11 protein-coding genes and 1 tRNA gene are annotated in these 16884 nt (G+C 56.0%); 7 read left to right on the forward strand and 5 right to left on the reverse strand.

Features of this window, described 5'->3' with window-relative positions; all coding sequences use genetic code 11:
* The first annotated feature begins 196 nt into the window (after positions 1-196).
* A tRNA-Val gene (locus M4951_RS12020) sits at positions 197-270 on the forward strand.
* A gap of 532 nt (positions 271-802) precedes the next feature.
* Here the strand turns inward: M4951_RS12020 and M4951_RS12025 are convergent.
* The 5 genes from M4951_RS12025 to M4951_RS12045 form a co-directional block, all read right to left on the reverse strand.
* Complete coding sequence (locus M4951_RS12025; RefSeq protein WP_262026721.1) at positions 803-3910, reverse strand: type I restriction endonuclease subunit R; 3108 nt, start codon at positions 3908-3910, stop codon at positions 803-805.
* Between the two features lie 343 nt (positions 3911-4253).
* On the reverse strand, positions 4254-5246 hold the full coding sequence (locus M4951_RS12030) for a DUF4268 domain-containing protein (protein WP_262026722.1): 993 nt from the start codon (positions 5244-5246) through the stop codon (positions 4254-4256).
* 134 nt (positions 5247-5380) lie between these two features.
* Positions 5381-6355 (reverse strand): DUF5655 domain-containing protein, encoded by a 975-nt coding sequence (locus M4951_RS12035; RefSeq protein ID WP_262026723.1) that lies wholly within the window; start codon positions 6353-6355, stop codon positions 5381-5383.
* On the reverse strand, positions 6352-7713 hold the full coding sequence (locus M4951_RS12040) for a restriction endonuclease subunit S (RefSeq protein WP_262026724.1): 1362 nt from the start codon (positions 7711-7713) through the stop codon (positions 6352-6354). Before M4951_RS12040 ends, M4951_RS12035 begins: the two co-directional genes overlap by 4 nt.
* Positions 7710-9464: a class I SAM-dependent DNA methyltransferase gene (locus M4951_RS12045; protein ID WP_262026725.1), complete on the reverse strand. Its 1755-nt coding sequence runs from the start codon at positions 9462-9464 to the stop codon at positions 7710-7712. Before M4951_RS12045 ends, M4951_RS12040 begins: the two co-directional genes overlap by 4 nt.
* A gap of 454 nt (positions 9465-9918) precedes the next feature.
* Between M4951_RS12045 and M4951_RS12050 the strand changes: the two genes are divergently transcribed.
* The 6 genes from M4951_RS12050 (at position 9919) to M4951_RS12075 (ending at position 16848) form a co-directional block, all read left to right on the forward strand.
* Positions 9919-10800, forward strand: coding sequence for a DUF1559 domain-containing protein (locus M4951_RS12050; RefSeq protein ID WP_262026726.1), 882 nt, complete (start codon positions 9919-9921; stop codon positions 10798-10800).
* Positions 10801-10832: 32 nt separating this feature from the next.
* Entirely contained in the window at positions 10833-11222 is a 390-nt protein-coding gene (locus tag M4951_RS12055) for a carboxypeptidase-like regulatory domain-containing protein (RefSeq protein WP_262026727.1), read from the forward strand.
* A 137-nt stretch (positions 11223-11359) separates the two neighbouring features.
* On the forward strand, positions 11360-12631 hold the full coding sequence (locus tag M4951_RS12060; RefSeq protein ID WP_262026728.1) for a formylglycine-generating enzyme family protein: 1272 nt from the start codon (positions 11360-11362) through the stop codon (positions 12629-12631).
* A gap of 639 nt (positions 12632-13270) precedes the next feature.
* Positions 13271-14269: a DUF1559 domain-containing protein gene (locus M4951_RS12065; protein WP_262026729.1), complete on the forward strand. Its 999-nt coding sequence runs from the start codon at positions 13271-13273 to the stop codon at positions 14267-14269.
* Positions 14270-14308: 39 nt separating this feature from the next.
* On the forward strand, positions 14309-15262 hold the full coding sequence (locus tag M4951_RS12070) for a DUF1559 domain-containing protein (protein WP_262026730.1): 954 nt from the start codon (positions 14309-14311) through the stop codon (positions 15260-15262).
* Between the two features lie 29 nt (positions 15263-15291).
* Positions 15292-16848: a DUF1549 and DUF1553 domain-containing protein gene (locus M4951_RS12075; RefSeq protein ID WP_262026731.1), complete on the forward strand. Its 1557-nt coding sequence runs from the start codon at positions 15292-15294 to the stop codon at positions 16846-16848.
* Positions 16849-16884: the final 36 nt, after the last annotated feature.

Consider the following 16884-nt stretch of genomic DNA (forward strand, 5'->3'; position numbering starts at 1 on the left):
TTTTGTCCCCCGCTCGACCGCAATATCCGCTAGTCGAGCCAGGGTAAAACCGATAAACTGACGAGCTTGGCAGAGAGCAGAAAGCGGCGAACTTTTCGCCGCGCGAACTTTCTCTCTTCCAGACGCCTCTCCTCAAGTGCCCACCAAGCATTTGCCGAGAGACCCCGTAAGCTGGGCCCCAACCCAGCAAACGCCCGGGCGATTAGCTCAGCTGGTTAGAGCGCCGTCTTCACACGGCGGAGGTCGTTGGTTCGAGTCCAATATCGCCCACTCCAGCAAGGCGCCTTATGTACCGCATAAGGCGCCTTTTTTGATGCGCCTCAATCTACTGAGTCGTCGAGGGCCGAATGTCTAATCAAGGAGACCGGAAGCACCGCTCTTCGCGCTGTCTTAGTCATTCGCCCTCCACCAGACCGGACTCTTTTTTGTCCGCCGGGTTGGGTAGGACCGGACCGGACTGTTTTTTGTCCGCCGAGTTGGGCAGGATCGGACCGGACTGTTTTTGTCCGCTGGGTTGGACAGGACCGGACCGGACTCTTTTTTGTCCGCCGGGTTGGACAGGACCGGACCGGACTGTTTGTATTTTTTAAGTTGGACCAGCGGACTCCGTTCAAAATGGGAAGCAGGCGCGCACCGCGAACGCACCGTTCTGTTCCCTGGAAACAGATCGTCCCTGTGTTGGCCTGAGAGTGTGAGTAAATATTGGCAAAATCGTAAGTATTTGTCAATACTTGTTCCCGCCTAAACTGTCCCTGCCGGCAATCGGGCGGTGCGTCCAGCAGCGTGCGGTTTCAGAACTCCCTTACCCGGCTGCTCGGGCTCGCAGTTGCTCGTACAAATCCAACCGATCCAATAGCAGCCGTTGCAGGCCGGCTCGGATCTCGGGCGAATTGAGGGCTCTGCTGCTCAGTTCGGTTTGGATGTCCATGCTTTCCATGATCGCTTCCATGATCTGATTGCTCAGGTCAGGCGAGTTGGCGAATTGCTCTTTCGTGTTGTTCGCCGCTTGCTTCTGCAGGATCTCTGATTCCAGCGTTTTTTCGGCCACGGTCCTGGCGTACGACAATTGATCTCCGTCGGTCGTATCTCCTCCAAACAGCGTGTTCAGCTGCTCGATAATCTCGCTCAACAGCGCCTTCTGCTTTTCCTGCACCGATCCGCTCCCCGCTTCGGTCATCGGTTGCAACTGCGGCGCGTCCTCGGCCGACAGCGCCAAGTTTTGCTGTCCCCGATGGCGGAGCGTATGATGCGTCAGCGTCACTTCGGACAGATCGACCCCTTCTCGCTCGCGGCCGAACTTTAGCAGCCGCACCAACGCTTTGAAGAAGATCGCCCGCTTTTCAAAGTCGGTGTTGCCGTAGTCCAGGATCTGCGACAAAAAGGTGTAGGCCCGCACGTAGGTCGTGATGTCGCCGCGGAAGATCACCAGCGACTCCATCTCATCTTTGGCGACCGCCGCCGCCGACTCGTCTTTGGCTTCGGTGGCTACTTTGTACGATTCCTTGGCGGCAGCGAATCGTTTGACCAGGCGATCGGCGACCGGCGTGATCGCCGCTTCTAGCTGCGATTGCTTCGCCTTGGGGTTCATTACGACGTTGATCACCCGCTCGATCTCGTTGTCGTCGTAATAGCCCAGCGCATCCAGCTTGGCCCGCAAGTTCAAAATGATGTTTGGGTCGGTCACATCCGACAGCGACGCCGTCGCATAGTACGTCTTGAACGCTTTCAGCACTTCATCCGGATCGTTGACAAAGTCGAGCACAAACGTATCGTCTTTGCCCGGGTAGCAGCGATTCAAGCGCGACAGGGTCTGCACCGCCTGGATGCCGTCCAGCCGTTTGTCGACATACATCCCGCACAGCAGCGGCTGATCGAAGCCGGTCTGGAACTTACTCGCGACCAGCAAGATTTGGAACTGATCCTCCTTGAACGCTTCGCGGATGTCGCGTCCTTTCAGGTCGGGGTTCAGCTCGCGGCTTGTTTCTTTGAACGGATCAGGGCCTGACGGCTTGTCATCCACTTCGCCCGAGAACGCAACTAACGTTCGCAGCGCGTAACCCTTCTCCTGAATGTACGCGTTGATCGCCAATTGCCAGCGGACCGCTTCGACGCGACTGCTGACCACGACCATCGCTTTGGCCTTTCCTTCCAGCAGCGGCGCGACCACTTCGCGGAAGTGCTCGACCACAATCTGCACCTTCTGGGCGATGTTGTGCGGGTGCAGCCGCACCCAGTTCATCAGCCCCTTCATCGCCGTGCTGCGCTCCACTTCCGAGTCGATAAACTGCTCGCCCGCTTTGGCCAGCTTAAAGGCGGCCTTGTAAGACGTGTAGTTCTTCAACACGTCCAGGATAAAACCTTCCTCGATCGCCTGGCGCATCGAGTAAACGTGAAACGGCTCCGGCAGGTTCTCCTTCGACGCCGGCTGCGACCGATCGCGCGGCCGCCCAAACAACTCCAGCGTTTTTGACTTCGGCGTCGCCGTGAACGCGACGTAGGTGATCCCTTTGTCGCTGGCCCGCGACGTCATCTCGGCCGCGATGATGTCTTCGGTGCTGACCGTGCCGCCATCGGCCAACTCTTCCTGTTCTTCGACTGACAGGACCGCTTTCAGCTTCGCCGCCGTTTCGCCCGACTGACTACTGTGCGCCTCGTCGGCGATCACCGCGAACCGCTTCCCCTCGGTCGCCGCCAACTCACGCACCTTGTCGAGCGCAAACGGAAAGGTCTGAATCGTGCAGACCACAATCTTTTTTGTGCCTGAGAGCGCCTCGGTCAGCTCGCTCGCTTTGCTTCCCTTGTTCCCTTGGATCGTCGCGACCACGCCGGCGGTTCGTTCAAAGCCGTAGATCACCTCCTGCAACTGCCCGTCGATCACTTTGCGGTCCGAGACGACCAGCACCGTATCGAAGATCTTTTTGTTATCGGCGTCATGCAGATCGGCCAAAAAGTGGGCGGTCCACGCGATCGAGTTGGTCTTGCCCGAGCCGGCTGAATGCTGGATCAGATATTTTTGCCCGGGGCCTTCGCTCAGCACCGCGTCTTGCAGCATCCGCGTGACGACCAGCTGATGATAGCGGGGGAAGATCAGCTTGGTGATTTGTTTCTTTTTGTCGCGTTCGGCCACCATGTAGCGGGCCAAGATCTCTAGCAGGCTCTCGCGCCGCCAAACCTGGTCCCACAGATAGGCGGTCCGATGCCCGGCCGGGTTCAGCGGATTGCCGGCGGCGCCGTCGTCTCCCTGATCGAACGGCAAGAACGTCGTCCGCATCCCGGCTAACCGGGTCGTCATCTTCACGCGACTGCTGCTGACGGCAAAATGAACCAGCGCCCCCGACGGAAACGACAACAGCGGCTCAGCCGATTTCCCCTTCGGCGCCGGGTCTCGGTCTTTTTTGTATTGATAGACGGCGTCCTCCAGACTCTGCGTGTTGTCGGTCTTCAACTCGGCCGTCGCGATCGGGATGCCGTTGAGGAAAAGCACCAGGTCGATGCTGTTCTCGTTATGCAACGAGTACCGCACCTGACGCACGACTCGCAGGCGATTGGCCGCATAGCGGGTCATGATGTCAGGATTCATCGCCAGCGCCGGTTTGAACTGGGCCATCTTTAGCGGCTGCTGCAATCCCAGCACATCAAACCCAACCCGCAACAGTTCGAGCGTCCCGATTTGATTCAACGAATCACGCAGCCGCTTCAGCAGTGTGACTTCGGCGGCGGCGCCGTGGTTCTTTTGCAGCCGCTCCCAGGCATCCGGCTGCGTCGCTTGCACCCAGGCGATTACATCCGCCGGAAACAGGGCCAACTGGCGGTCATACAGGGCCGCATCGTTCGCCGCGTACAGCCAGCCATGTTTTGCAAGACGCTCGCAAATCTCGTCTTCAAACTTGATTTCGGTATGCAGGCTCATCGCACTCAGTTTCTTGGGGTATCGGGACAGCTGCAGCTGGGGGCCACATGTACCTGTGACTCATCTGTTACTCATTGGCAGCTTCGTGAGTCATGGATCGGAAAATACGAGTCACTAAAGCCAGAAAAGACCAAGTTTTCACCTGACACGCCATCCGCAACGCATAAGTGCCGTAAGTTATTTCATACAAATAGGTTGTGTGATTCACGTGTTTTTAGCGACTCCCGCGTTGTGTCTATCTGAATCGACAGAACGCGGTTTGTGTCTATCCAGGCTGGCATGCAGCAGACACAAAAACGTTTGCGTCTATTGCAGCAAACTTAAAGCAAGCAGGATCGATTGGTTACGCATCCCCATTCTCTTCCTGCTCGTCTTCTGCGATTTCATCCACATCCGCGATCAGTTGCCGCACGCGAGGCGCGAAAACTTGATGGAGGGCGTTCAAGTTTTGATACAACCATTGATAATAGTTGGACCATTGCGACTCATCTTTTAAATCGACGTATTTCACCAAGTAGATTCTCTTACGCTTGACCTCCTCGTCCGAGGCCCAGTTTAAGGGCTCGCCCATCTCCGTTTCCAATTCCTCGCGCTGCGCGTAGAACTGGTCGAAAAAGGTTTGAGAAGTCTCTTTGCCCATACTGACTTCGACTCGCAGCTCATCCTCGTTATTTGCAAGCCCAAGCGAAGCGATCGCGACCAAACGCACGCCCGAACGGCCCAGGCTAAACCACAGCGAAGTTTTCGTACTTGGCTTATGGGTAACCGGAAAACGACAAGTCCGCTGTTGCAAGTAATCCAAAAACTTCGTCCAAAAACGGAAGCGACGATCCTTAGCGGGCGTCAGTTCGCCTCCTTCGATTCCTTTCGCTCCTCCAGCGGCCCGTTTCTGCCAATTGTTGGGGGAACTGATCACATGAAATTTAGGTGCAATCGCCGAATTGCCGATCCGCCACAGTTCGACTTGTAGACCGAAGAACCGCACCTCTTCACTCGTCACGCTATTCAGCCAGTCGAGCGCTGCGCGGTGCTCTTCCCGAAACTTCTGCGAAATCCAAACAATGGTCACCGTGTTCAGGCCGGCGGCGTAGGTGATCAACTGTCCCAGATGGCGATGGTCGGTTTGCTCCAGTTGATTCTCGATGAGCACCAACTGGTCGTCGAGATCTTTGCAGAGGATATCGGCTCGAAACGGCCCTACACTTTTCTCCATCGCTTCGACTTCCAGATCGATCCCGATCGTCTCGCTTAGCAACGCGATATTTTCCTCTTGCGCCAACCAAGGGGTGAAGTCACTCGCCTCCGATTGCCAAGCGTCGCGTAAATCTACAGGCATCAATCTGCCCAATTGAATTGGCGTCGGCGTCACGTCCGTTCCCTCGTCGTTTTATTTGTGAATGAATCTTTCTGAATCCACGCTACTTCCGCAACAACTTGGCGAAGACCTACCTTCAATGGGCAAGCTCATCGTCAGGATCCTTCATAGCTGGCTTGCAACAGCGGCAGCGCCTTTTCCAAATCGTTTTGACTCCGAATCATGATTTCTAGATCCCCAGTTCCCCAGTGACCGATGTTGCGTACGTCACGTGTAAAACCTTCCTCTAGCGCAATCATGTCAGGATCAAGTTTTACAAAGACGGCCAAGCAATTGGTTCCTGCCCTCACCTCGGCGGTGGCGAAATTCTTTAATCGCTTGAACGCCACGTATAACTTCAACATTTTCATTTGCACATCATCGCCAAAGCTCATACACATCGCTTCAAGCGATCCAAAGAGATCCAATAACTCAGGCGAGGCGCTCAGCATTTGTTCGGAGACGGACTTGTCCTTCTGTCTCGCTTTATTTCTGGCACGGATAGCAGATTCGACTTCCTCGGTTGTGTTGGCTTCCACGAGTATCTCTATCGGCGCTGTAGTTCCTACTTCCACCAGCGATTTCGCTTGAACCGCATTGACCAACTCCAACAACAGCAACTCATCGCCGAACCGCAGATAACGCAGCAACTCAATATTGCGATTGATCTGCGAAACCGCGTGCCCATCGTACTTGGTGAAACCGCCAGCGATACACAGCAGTCGCGGGCTCGACCATTCGATATTCTCCGCCGCTTCAGCGCCCAGCGTTTTCAGCACCAGCAGCTCGAACTCGCCGCGATGATCCAGCAGCCAGTCCAGGTAATAGAGCCCCTGGTTGATCACGTTCTCGTTGCTCGAGCGTTTGTATTCGATGATGCAGGGGCAACCATTCTCGTCGATCCCCAGCGTATCGATTCGCCCGCCGTGCGTTTTGCCGGTCGAATACTCGGTGGCGAGGAACCGTATCCCCAAAAAGATGTCGAGATGCCGTTCGATCAATTTTTGCAGCGACTTTTCGAGCGCGACCGATTGCCCTTCAAGCTGGGTGACGGTCTCGCCGTTAGTACGAAAGAGTTTGATATCACTCATGATGTCTCCAGGCAAGCAAACTGGCGAACGTCAATCTTGCCGGTCACGGCGGCGGAAATGAGAGCGGTGCGGCGTTCTTGGAGGAGGGTTATGGCGCGTTCAGCTTCTTCCGAGAGTAATTCGATTTTTGCAATCGACGTATCAAGATATTCAATAATATCTCGCTGTTCTGCGTTCGGTGGCAAAGGCATTTTCAACTTTTCTAGTTGACCACACGTGATTGCCCCTTTTGTGCTTCCAGTTCCATCGCTTTCTTCTCGGATATTCCAATATGCTTTCTGGAAAAATCGATGAATATACGACACTGATGTGCGGTTTTCACGTGGCTTCAAGTATGCGAGATGCTGATTGATCGTAGCCTCGAATTGAAGAATCGTGGCCATACCACGAGTCCGACCTTGACCAGTAATTCCGACAAGAACAGCTGGTGGTGTGATTTTTGGCAGATGGCATTCATCTAGTGCAACCTGAGTAACGAACTGATCCGCTTTCGTTACTTCCGATTGATTCACTACCGAGCTATTGAGCCAAGGGTAAATTCCGTTGTCCCAGTAATGAGCGTTTTTCCTGTCCGGTGTCGAGCCATTGCCAATTTGAGTAAGCAATTTCAGCTTTACCACCTCCCAATGTTCAGGCACATCCCCCAGCCACTCAATCCCCGACGGTTTCATCCGCACGTGGGGGTCAAGACCTTTGGTGACCGCGTGGCTGATGACCGCCTGGCGTTTTTCCTGCAGCAGCTCAATCAACCGCCGCTGCTCGGCCACCAACGCGTCAATCTTGGCGGTCTCGGCGTCGAGGAAACTCGCGATCGCTTGTTGTTCTTCGAGTGGGGGCGCTGTAAGTTGAAATCTGCCGAATTGCTCCTGTGTGAGATTCTTCATGCTCGAACTTGTGCCTGTGCAACTCGCTTTTACTTGGTGACGATAGCTCGACGTTAATGTCCAATAGTGAACGAATTTGGTCAGAGAACCGTTAAATGTTACCTGCCACAATCTATCTGGCAGGTAGAGATTTGACGGAGCGTGTTCGACATAGCCTGCCGCACCAATCAAATCAGGAGTATTCATTCGACTCACAATCAGCGAGCTCGGTTTCAAGGGACATGAAACCCGATCGAGTTCATTGACATCGACCTTCTTGTTTTCTGATGCTCTAAATTCACCGGTGTAAACGGCACTTGTTTTCAATACGCCAATTTCATTTTCGCCCGCAGGGTCATCCGTTGCATTTACGCTTGTGCCCGACTCCACCGCAGCGATAATTCGCTTCAAGCGAACCACATTCCAGTTCGCCGGCACGATCCCCAGTAATTCATCGCCACTATCCCTATACTCCTCATACTTTGGAAAACTCACTGCGATAGCCCTCCGATCATCTCCACAATCCGGTCGGTCACCCCTTTCAATTCGGCGTCGATCTCGGCCAGTTCGCGCGGCGGTTTGAAGACGTAGAAGTGGCGGTTGAAGGGGATTTCGTAGCCGGTTTTGGTCTTGTCGTGATCGATCCATGCGTCGGGGACATGCGGCAGCACTTCCCGCGCGAAGTAGCTTTCGATCGCTTCGCTCAGCGGGACTTCTTCGGTATCGCGGAGGCTGCTGTCGGGCCTGGGTTGGCCTTTCCGTTTTCCTTTGGTCTCTTTCTCCACGTTGCCGGCGTCGTCGCGCTGGGGGCGTTCGACCGTGATCGTTTGGTAGCCGAACTCCTCGTTTTTGAAGATCCGGCTGATCGGGACTTTTTGGCCGTCGGCGTCTTTGGTGCTCGCGTTCTTGGCGTCGCCAAACAGCCGCGTGATTTTTTCGATATGTTCGTCCGACAGTTCTTTTCGTTTGCTGCCCAAGCTCTTCCGCATTTTTTGCCATAGGCCGCTCGCGTCGATCAGTTGGACTTTTCCCTTACGGTGTTTCGGCTTGCGGTTGGTGACGATCCAGATGTAGGTGCTGATGCCGGTGTTGTAGAACATGTCGGTCGGCAGGCCGATGATCGCTTCGAGCAGGTCATTCTCGAGGACGTAGCGGCGGATCTCGCTTTCGCCGCTGCCGGCGCCGCCGGTGAACAGCGGCGAACCGTTGAGGACGATGCCGAACCGGCTGCCCCCATCTTTGGCCGGGCGCATCTTCGAGATCAGATGCATCAGAAATAACAGCGAACCATCGCTGACCCGCGGCAACCCGGGACCGAAGCGACCGTTGTAGCCGAGCTGTTCGTGCTCTTTTTTGATTTCCTTTTGGATCTTTTTCCATTCGACCCCGAACGGCGGATTGGAAAGCATGTAGTCAAAATGCTGCCCGGGCAGGCCATCGTCGGAGAGGGTATTGCCGTGGATGATATGGCGGATGTCTTGCCCTTTGATCAGCATGTCGGCCTTGCAGATCGCGTAGGACTCGCCGTTGAGCTCTTGGCCGTGCATCACGAGGCGCGCGTCGGGGTTTTGCTCGCTGAGATGATCTTCAGCGACCGAGAGCATGCCGCCTGTGCCGGCGGTCGGATCGTACATCGAGCGGACGACGCCGGGCTTGGTGAGCGCGTCGTCATCTTCGATAAACAGGAGGTTGACCATCAGCCGAATCACTTCACGCGGGGTAAAGTGCTCTCCGGCGGTCTCGTTGGAGATTTCGGCGAACTTGCGAATCAGCTCTTCAAAGACGGAGCCCATCTGCTCGTTGGTGACGACGTCGGGATGCAGGTCAATGTTGGCGAACTTTTCGGTCACCAGGTACAGGAGGTTGGCCTTGGCCAGACGCTCGATCTGCACGGGGAAATCGAAACAGTCAAAGATATCGCGGACGTCGGGCGAAAAGGCCTGGACGTAGGAGAAGAGGTTCTCGCGAATGTTGTCTTGGTCCCCCATCAGCCGTTTGATATCGAGCGGAGAGGTATTGTAGAAGAGCTGCTGCGCCTTTTTGAGCAGGAACGGCTCGGGATTGACGCCGGCCGCGGACCGCTTCTCTTGCTCTTTCAAAACGGCGGCCTTGGTCGGCTCTAACACGCAATCAAGCCGCCGCAAGACGGTAAACGGCAGGATCACGCGGCCATATTCGGACTGTTTGTAATCGCCGCGGAGCAGATCGGCGACCGACCAAATGAACGAGGAGAGATTTTGATTCATCGCAGGCTTTGCATTCTGGCAAATTCAAACGGCGTTCATTTGCCGCAGAAGTAGGGAAACCGCCCTACTTTAACGGGGCAGCCAAGCCAACGCATCCCTGTTGGCGCCGATGAGCGGCGAATATGGAGAGGATGGCCATACAGGCCGTTTTATCCGTACGGTTTGACACGGTTGGTCCAAGGGGGGCGACGATCAAGGAGAAACTTGGATCGACGACCGAACGACGCGTTAGACCGCCCCTCGCAGGCAACCCGCACCCTGCGTAACAGGCATGCTTCGGCGCTTGCGCGAATGGTCATAAATGTTGTGCGCCGGCGGTTATATACGGGTAAAGATCGTGTCAATTATATTCGGGTTTCTCATTCAAGAAAAATCGCTGCTTGCTTGGGTGAGGCGCCGCATCATGCCATTTTCGTTTTTTATTCTATCGTTTGGAACTGGGGAGGTATCTGTGATGGCTGTTCAAAATGGGGAGTCGCGCCGGCGTGGTTTTACGTTGGTCGAATTGTTGGTGGTGATCGCCATTATTGGGGTGTTGATCGCGCTGCTGTTGCCTGCGGTGCAGCAGGCTCGCGAGGCGGCGCGGCGCAACTCTTGCTCGAATAACTTGAAGCAGATTGGCCTGGCGCTGCACAATCACCACGACGTCCAGCAGAAGTTTCCGCCGGGTTACATCGCGACTGCGAAAGATAGTTCGACCTACGGGTGGGCGACCTATATCTTGCCTTATATGGAGCAGGTCAATCTCTACGAAGCTATCGGAAAACCGACCTCCGTTTTAGATAGCGGCGTCAACAAAGGGGGCGCGATCATTGGGGCTTATCAATGTCCTTCGTCCATCATGAAGGACAAGCACGAAGATGGTTTCGCCCGGTCGAACTATGTTGGCAACGGCGGCCAAGCCAACGGACTGTCGAGCGACTACGGCGGTTTTTTTGCGGACAAGAGCAAGTTCAAGTTTCGCGATATGGTGGACGGCACAAGCAACACGATCATGGCCGGCGAAGCGGAAGGACCTGGAGATGATGCGGACCCGGGTTTTCCTGTTTGGTCCGGCACTTGGCATAACCGAGTCAGCTATACCAACGGCCGCTTGGCGACCGTCCGCGTGGGGAACGAAGCGAATCCGATCAACGGCGGGCTGACCGCGACCGGGGCGGATCGCTCTCCCTTCTCGAGCCGTCATCCCGGTGGCGCTCAATTTGTCTTCGCTGACGGAAGCTCGCATTTCATTGCAGAAACGGTGGAGGTCGGCACCAACGACGCGATCGCCAACTACGGCGTTTATCTGCGGTTGCTTGTCCGCAACGACGGCTTGGTGATCGGCGACTACTAATCCAAGCTTGTTTCAACCAGGGATTTTTTTCAATGAACCATGTTTTGAAAATGTTTTGCGGGGCCTGTCTTGCCGGCATGATGATTGGTTGCACAGGCGGAGATTTGAAGTCTGTCGCTGGGATGGTCACCATCGATGGCCAACCAGCCGCGGGAGTCAAAGTGATCTTCGTACCGCTCGAAGGGGGCCGGGCGAACTCGCTGGCTCGCACCGATGAGGAAGGCCGATATACGCTGGCCTACACCAGCCAACACGCCGGAGCGAAGCCGGGCGCCTACAAGGTGCTGGTCACCCAAGAAGAGATGAACACCGGGCGAGAGCTGATTCCACCGCGCTATAGCAGCGGCGGCAAGACGGATCTGCGTGCGGAAGTGATCGAAGGGGGCGAGAACGTCTTCAACTTTGAGATCGAGTCGAAGTAAGTCTTCGGTCGGTAGGTTCTTGTGTAAACCACGGCGCACGCAATGAAATGCGTGCGCCAGCGTCATGTGCGATTCTAAAACGTGCTAAAATTCAATCGCATTGGTTTAGCAACGACGCACGAAATAGTGAGTGACGCATGTCAAACCGCCCTCGGCTTGACCTGGATGTGATGCAACGGCGGGTCTGCGATGTGGCGTCTCGTCAGCTTTGCATTCCGCGCAGTGAGATCAGCCCTGCGAGTCGCCTAATCGAAGACTTGCAATGCGATAGTCTCGATTTGGTCGAATTGTTGATGGAATTGGAGGAGGAATTTCTGGTCACGATTCCAGATCGTCCAGAAAGTGCTGTCGGCAAATCGATCTTTACGCGTCAACCTTTTCGGATTTGCGATCTTGCTGAGATGGTCTACTTGCAGCAAGGGACCGGCATGCCTGTTCGCACTCGTAAGGGGCGACGACGAATGGTCGCTGATTTTTCCAACGCAACGCCGTTCTCTCAACTAAGTGGTCATTTTCAGGCCGATCCGAAGTTTGAACCCTTTGAGCCGCTTGGCTGCGAGCAGGGGATCCAGCAATTCCGCCGTCGTCGCGATGGAATGCGCTGCGCGCTGATTCCGGCGGCGGAATTCGCAATGGGAAGCGATGACCCCGCGTGTCAATCCGATGAGCGACCGGTTCATCAAGTTCTGTTGGATGCGTACCTGATTGATATCGAGCCGGTATCGACCACCGCATACTGCCGGTTCCTGAATTCGAATGCAACGACATCCACAGAACATCGCGACTGGTTTCTACTTGACCCGACCGACGACCGCGCCCCCCAGATGCCGATCATTCAGGTCGAAGATGCGTGGCGTCCCGTCGTTGGGGCCGAGACCTTGCCGATGGTGTTGGTCTCGTGGTACGGCGCCAACGCCTATTCACTCTGGGCGAATGGATCATCGTTTGCTCAATACCGTACAGCCGCTGGTTTTCTTCCGACTGAAGCGCAATGGGAGCACGCCGCAGCCGGCGCCTATCCGCAAGGTAATGACGCGCCGTTGATTTTTGGGCAGCACCAGCGAGGCGCGGTTTATGACGCCCATTCGATGCCGATGGCGGCGGTGAACGCAGCTGCAGGACTCTCGAAGTTCGGGCTGCATCATATGGCCGGAAACGTCTGGCAGTGGTGTCGAGACTGGTATGCGGAGGACTTCTATTCTCGGGGAGAAGCTGACGCCGCGAATCCGGTCAATCTAGTTGAATCGGGCGTTCGCAGCGAACGAGGCGGAAGTTGGGTCGGCCCGCTCGACTTGTGTCGCACTTCCTATCGCCGCGGCCGCACACCGAATGCGCGAGGGCGTTGCTTGGGATTTCGGTGCGTTAGTCCTGTTGAGCAACTTACTGGTCGCCGCGGCCTGCCCGTTTAAGCATCGGCAGATTGTGCCGTTGCCTGATTCGCGGAGCTAACAAGTGCGATGTTCGTTAGAGGCGTCAAACGTTTCGCTCTGAATGCCGGAGCGGGTTCTGAGAATCGAACTCGGCCTTTTCTAAAATTTTTAAGCTCGGATCCCAGGCGACCGATCCACGATTCGCTGGCGTTTGCTTGAACATGGATGTTGGTTGCAGCGACAGGCTTCGACAGCGGCTCTGACGGCTCAGCCTCCTGGAAGGGGGGGGATTTTCCTGCTAAACCGAGATTAACGCAGGGCCTGGTTTTTTCGAGTTTTGGTACGCAAATTGTTAGTTACAGGGGCTGCAAGCAGAACAAACGCATCGACTTGAGCGACAAGGCTGGAGTTGTTGGCAAAAAATCACCAGCAACTGTATTGAGAATAGTTCTCATGTGGGGCTGCGTTGTGTTACGATGAGAGCCCCAACCAAATGGCCAGATTCAGGGCAGCCGATGAAGGTTGGGACCTACCCACAAAATATCTCGCCAGCCAAAGCTTTCTTCGGTCGATCCATGTCGCATTTGTGAAGCGGCGTTTCCGGATCCCAAGAGAGTGTCGCCAGCCGATCACTCCCCCAATCAGATGGAATCTGCGGATTCACAAGGAGAACTGGCATTGGCTACTACAAATTCTATCTATCGATGTCGCGGCCGACGTCGCGGTGGTTTTACTCTGGTCGAGCTGTTGGTCGTAATCGCGATCATCGGCGTCTTGATTGCACTGTTGTTGCCGGCCGTGCAGCAAGCACGCGAAGCAGCGCGACGGATGCAGTGCACCAACAACCTACGTCAGATCGGTTTGGCTTGTCACAATTATCATGACACGCACCGGACATTTCCGCCGGGACGCTTGGTCTATGATGGAAAAGATTCAAGCGGCGATAGTACAAAAATCGTGACTGGTTTTCTCGCGATGGTGCTCCCGTTTCTTGAACAAGGCAACTTGGCTGACATCTATTACACCGAGTATGGATTTGACGATCCGATCAATCAGGATGCGGCGAATCGTCCCGTCGACATTTTTCAATGCCCCTCGACGCCTGGCTCGGACCGCACGACGCCGATCTATAGCGGCTGGAATTTGGGTTGGTCGGATGATATCGCGGACCTACCGGGGTTGACCAGCATAGCGACCGATTATCAAGGAGTGCGAGGCATGCACTTTATTAAGGACGATGGTGCTGGCTCGACGGTGCATGAATGGCAAGAATATAGCGGGATCCTGACCGAGAACGCGGTCAGCTTCAAGGACATTACCGACGGAACTAGCAACACGGTCTTGCTGTTTGAGATGTCGGGCAAGCCTGACCGGTGGACGCTCGGGAAAAGGCAACCGACATCGACCAGCGCCCGGTTTTATCAACATGGTCCGTGGGCCGGCAACAACGGCGTCGGCATCTTCAATTGGCAAGCAGACGCGACGGTCAATCAATGCGATGATTGCGACAAATATTTGAATATTGACAATATGTATTCGCCCTACGGCTTTCATCCGGGCATCGTCGTGATTGTGCTGGCCGACGGTTCGACGCGGGGAATTGCCGAGACGCTGGAGATGCAAACCTTTTTGGATCTCTGTCGCAAATCGGACGGCAATGTGCTGGGCGAATTTTAGACGTCACCATTTAGCGCTGGCGATCAAAAAGGTAGAGAGATGAAACAGGCAGCCCGCTGGTCGCCGATAGAAATCGCGGCCCTTTTGTTTTGTTTTGCGGCGATCGCCAGCGTGCTGTTGCCGTTGGCGGCGACGGCTCGCGAGAATGCGCGCGCGACCAACTGCAAGCAGCGGCTGGGGAAATTGGCTGGCGCCTGTTTGTCGTTCGCCGATGTTCACGCCAAAAGTCTCCCCAGCAATCGACGCCAACCGCATGTCAGTTGGAACGCATTGATCTTGCCGCACATGGAGCGGCAAGATTTGTACGACCAATATGATCTGAGCGCCGAGTGGTGGGAAACGAAGAACCGCACCGTCGGCGCGACCTATGTCGCCGAGTTGACCTGTCCGGCGGCGCCGCATCCCCAGCGCATGATCCCCCTGTTAGATCCCGAAGGAAAAGAGTTCACGGCGGCGGCGACCGACTATGTCGCGTCGGCCGGCGCGTACTTGCACCATAATAAGCAAGAGAAGCTGTATCGGGGGGCGCTGGCTTCCCCGGGCCGTTTTTATGGTGCTTCGAACGTGACGACTGGGCACGCCGTCAAGTTGGCGGAGATTACCGACGGTCTTTCGCAGACGGCGCTGATTGTCGAGATGGCCGATAAGCCGAATACGTGGCGCGCGGGGAAAATGTTTGGCGAAGAAAATTCGCAATACGCCGCAAAGCCGCTGGTTGAAGGTTATAGCTTTGGGCAGTGGGTCGGCCCCAACTGGAATCACCTCCGCTCCTATGACAAGCAAGGCTTGAATCAATTTGGCGATTGTGCGGTCAACTGTTCTAATAGCGGTTCGATTTATGGTTTTCATCCCGACTTTGCGAATGTGGCGATGGCCGATGGCAGCGTCTGCTCGGTGCGAGCCGGCCTGTCGCAAGAGGTGATGGTCGCCCTGGTCAGCATCGCCGATGGTGAGTTGATCACCGCCGCCGACTTTACCGTCGCCGCTCCCTAAGCCGCTCTTCCTGGAAGCGACAAGACTTGATGATGACTTGCGCATTTCGCTTGGCGATCTTGGCGACGCTGCTTGTCGGCGTCTACAACTCGGCGCCAGCCGCCGAGCCGGACCGAGCGCAAATGTTGGCCGATCGCATTGATGCCCGATTGCAAGTGATTTGGAAGGCGCACGGCGTCGAAGCTGCGCCGCCGGCTGACAGCGCCATCTTTCTGAGGAGAGCGAGTCTCGATCTGCTGGGTCGCATCCCCACCGCGGCCGAAGCCAGAGCGTTTGTCCGGGACGATTCGCCGGAATTGCGCCGAGCGACAATTCATCAGATGGTGGACAATTCGGCCAGCACTCAGCGGTTGGCGCGCGTCTTACGCCGCACCTGGTTTCCACAGACCGACGTCGCGCCTTACCAGTATCTGACGATCGATACGCAGAAATGGCTCGCCGCGCAACTGCAGCAAAGGACTCCGCTGAACGAGATCGCGCGGCAGTTGATCGCCGTTTCGTTCGCGCCCAGTGAAGCGTCGATCAAAGCCGCCGTCGATGCGGTTCCTCGAACGTTGGTTGAAGCGAATGATCATCGGGCCGAACGGATGGCGGCCAACGCGACCGGCGCCTTTTTGGGGATCGACATCAGTTGTGCGCAGTGCCACGACCATCCTTTCGGCAGCTGGACTCAGGATCAATTTTGGCAGACCGCCGCTTTCTTTACGCGCACCACAAGCGCGCCGGACCAGGCGTTCTCGCTCGATGACTTGTCGATCGCCGTGCCAGAAACGAATCGCCAAGTATCGGCGCTGCTCTTCACCGGCGACGCGATCTCCGCTGACGAGACGCAGGAATTTCAGAGTGGGCGTGAAGCGTTCGCCGCATGGATCGCCGGCGATGAGCATCGCTACTTTGCGCGGCGTATCGTGAATCAGATTTGGACGGAGTATTTTGGATCGCCGTTGCAGGTTGACGGTGAAGTGGAACCGGCCGACTCTCGCTTGTCTGATTTGTTGGACGAACTGGCTGAAGAGTTGGCCACGTCCAATTTCGACCTCCGCAGGCTGACCGAAGCGCTGGTCCTGACCCGCGCCTATCAACTGGCGCCGCCGCAGGAGTCCACTTTTCAGTCCTCACCGAATCTATTCGCGGCCGCTGCTGTCCGTGGGATGACCGGCGAGCAACTCTTCGATAGCTTGTGCGTGGCCGCTGGACGTCGGCCGCTGCGGGACGACCTTGATTCGGCCGCCGCGCTGGAGCAGCGGAGAGCCTTTTGCCAGCAGTTTCGAATTGCTGGTTCGGCCGCCGCTGAACGTTCGATGACGCAGTCGCTCGCGATGATGAACGGGGCGTTTACACGCGACCTGGTCGATCCGATGCAGAACCCGACGCTGCAAGCAATGGACTCCACTCCCTTCCTTTCGGCCAAAGATCGTGTCGAGACCCTGTTTTGGGCGACGGTGGGACATCCGCCGACCGCAGTACAATGGAGTCGCCTCACCGAGGCCGGACTATTGGCCGATGATCCTGGCGCACGCGCCGAGCGTCATGCCGATTTGTTTTGGATCCTGGTGAACTCCGTGGAATTCAGCACGAATCATTGAGTCGACGCGGTTCGTCCCGAACCAAGCCAATTTGAA

The organism is Blastopirellula sp. J2-11 (assembly GCF_024584705.1).
GTDB lineage: Bacteria > Planctomycetota > Planctomycetia > Pirellulales > Pirellulaceae > Blastopirellula.

Bases quoted from the DNA above. Each gene is read 5' to 3' on its own strand.
- M4951_RS12050 (WP_262026726.1), top strand. From the start codon at position 9,919: ATGGCTGTTCAAAATGGGGAGTCGCGCCGGCGTGGTTTTACGTTGGTC.
- M4951_RS12075 (WP_262026731.1), top strand. From the start codon at position 15,292: ATGATGACTTGCGCATTTCGCTTGGCGATCTTGGCGACGCTGCTTGTC.
- M4951_RS12045 (WP_262026725.1), bottom strand. From the start codon at position 9,464: ATGAATCAAAATCTCTCCTCGTTCATTTGGTCGGTCGCCGATCTGCTC.
- M4951_RS12070 (WP_262026730.1), top strand. From the start codon at position 14,309: ATGAAACAGGCAGCCCGCTGGTCGCCGATAGAAATCGCGGCCCTTTTG.
- M4951_RS12030 (WP_262026722.1), bottom strand. From the start codon at position 5,246: ATGCCTGTAGATTTACGCGACGCTTGGCAATCGGAGGCGAGTGACTTC.
- M4951_RS12060 (WP_262026728.1), top strand. From the start codon at position 11,360: ATGTCAAACCGCCCTCGGCTTGACCTGGATGTGATGCAACGGCGGGTC.
- M4951_RS12055 (WP_262026727.1), top strand. From the start codon at position 10,833: ATGAACCATGTTTTGAAAATGTTTTGCGGGGCCTGTCTTGCCGGCATG.
- M4951_RS12025 (WP_262026721.1), bottom strand. From the start codon at position 3,910: ATGAGCCTGCATACCGAAATCAAGTTTGAAGACGAGATTTGCGAGCGT.
- M4951_RS12035 (WP_262026723.1), bottom strand. From the start codon at position 6,355: ATGAGTGATATCAAACTCTTTCGTACTAACGGCGAGACCGTCACCCAG.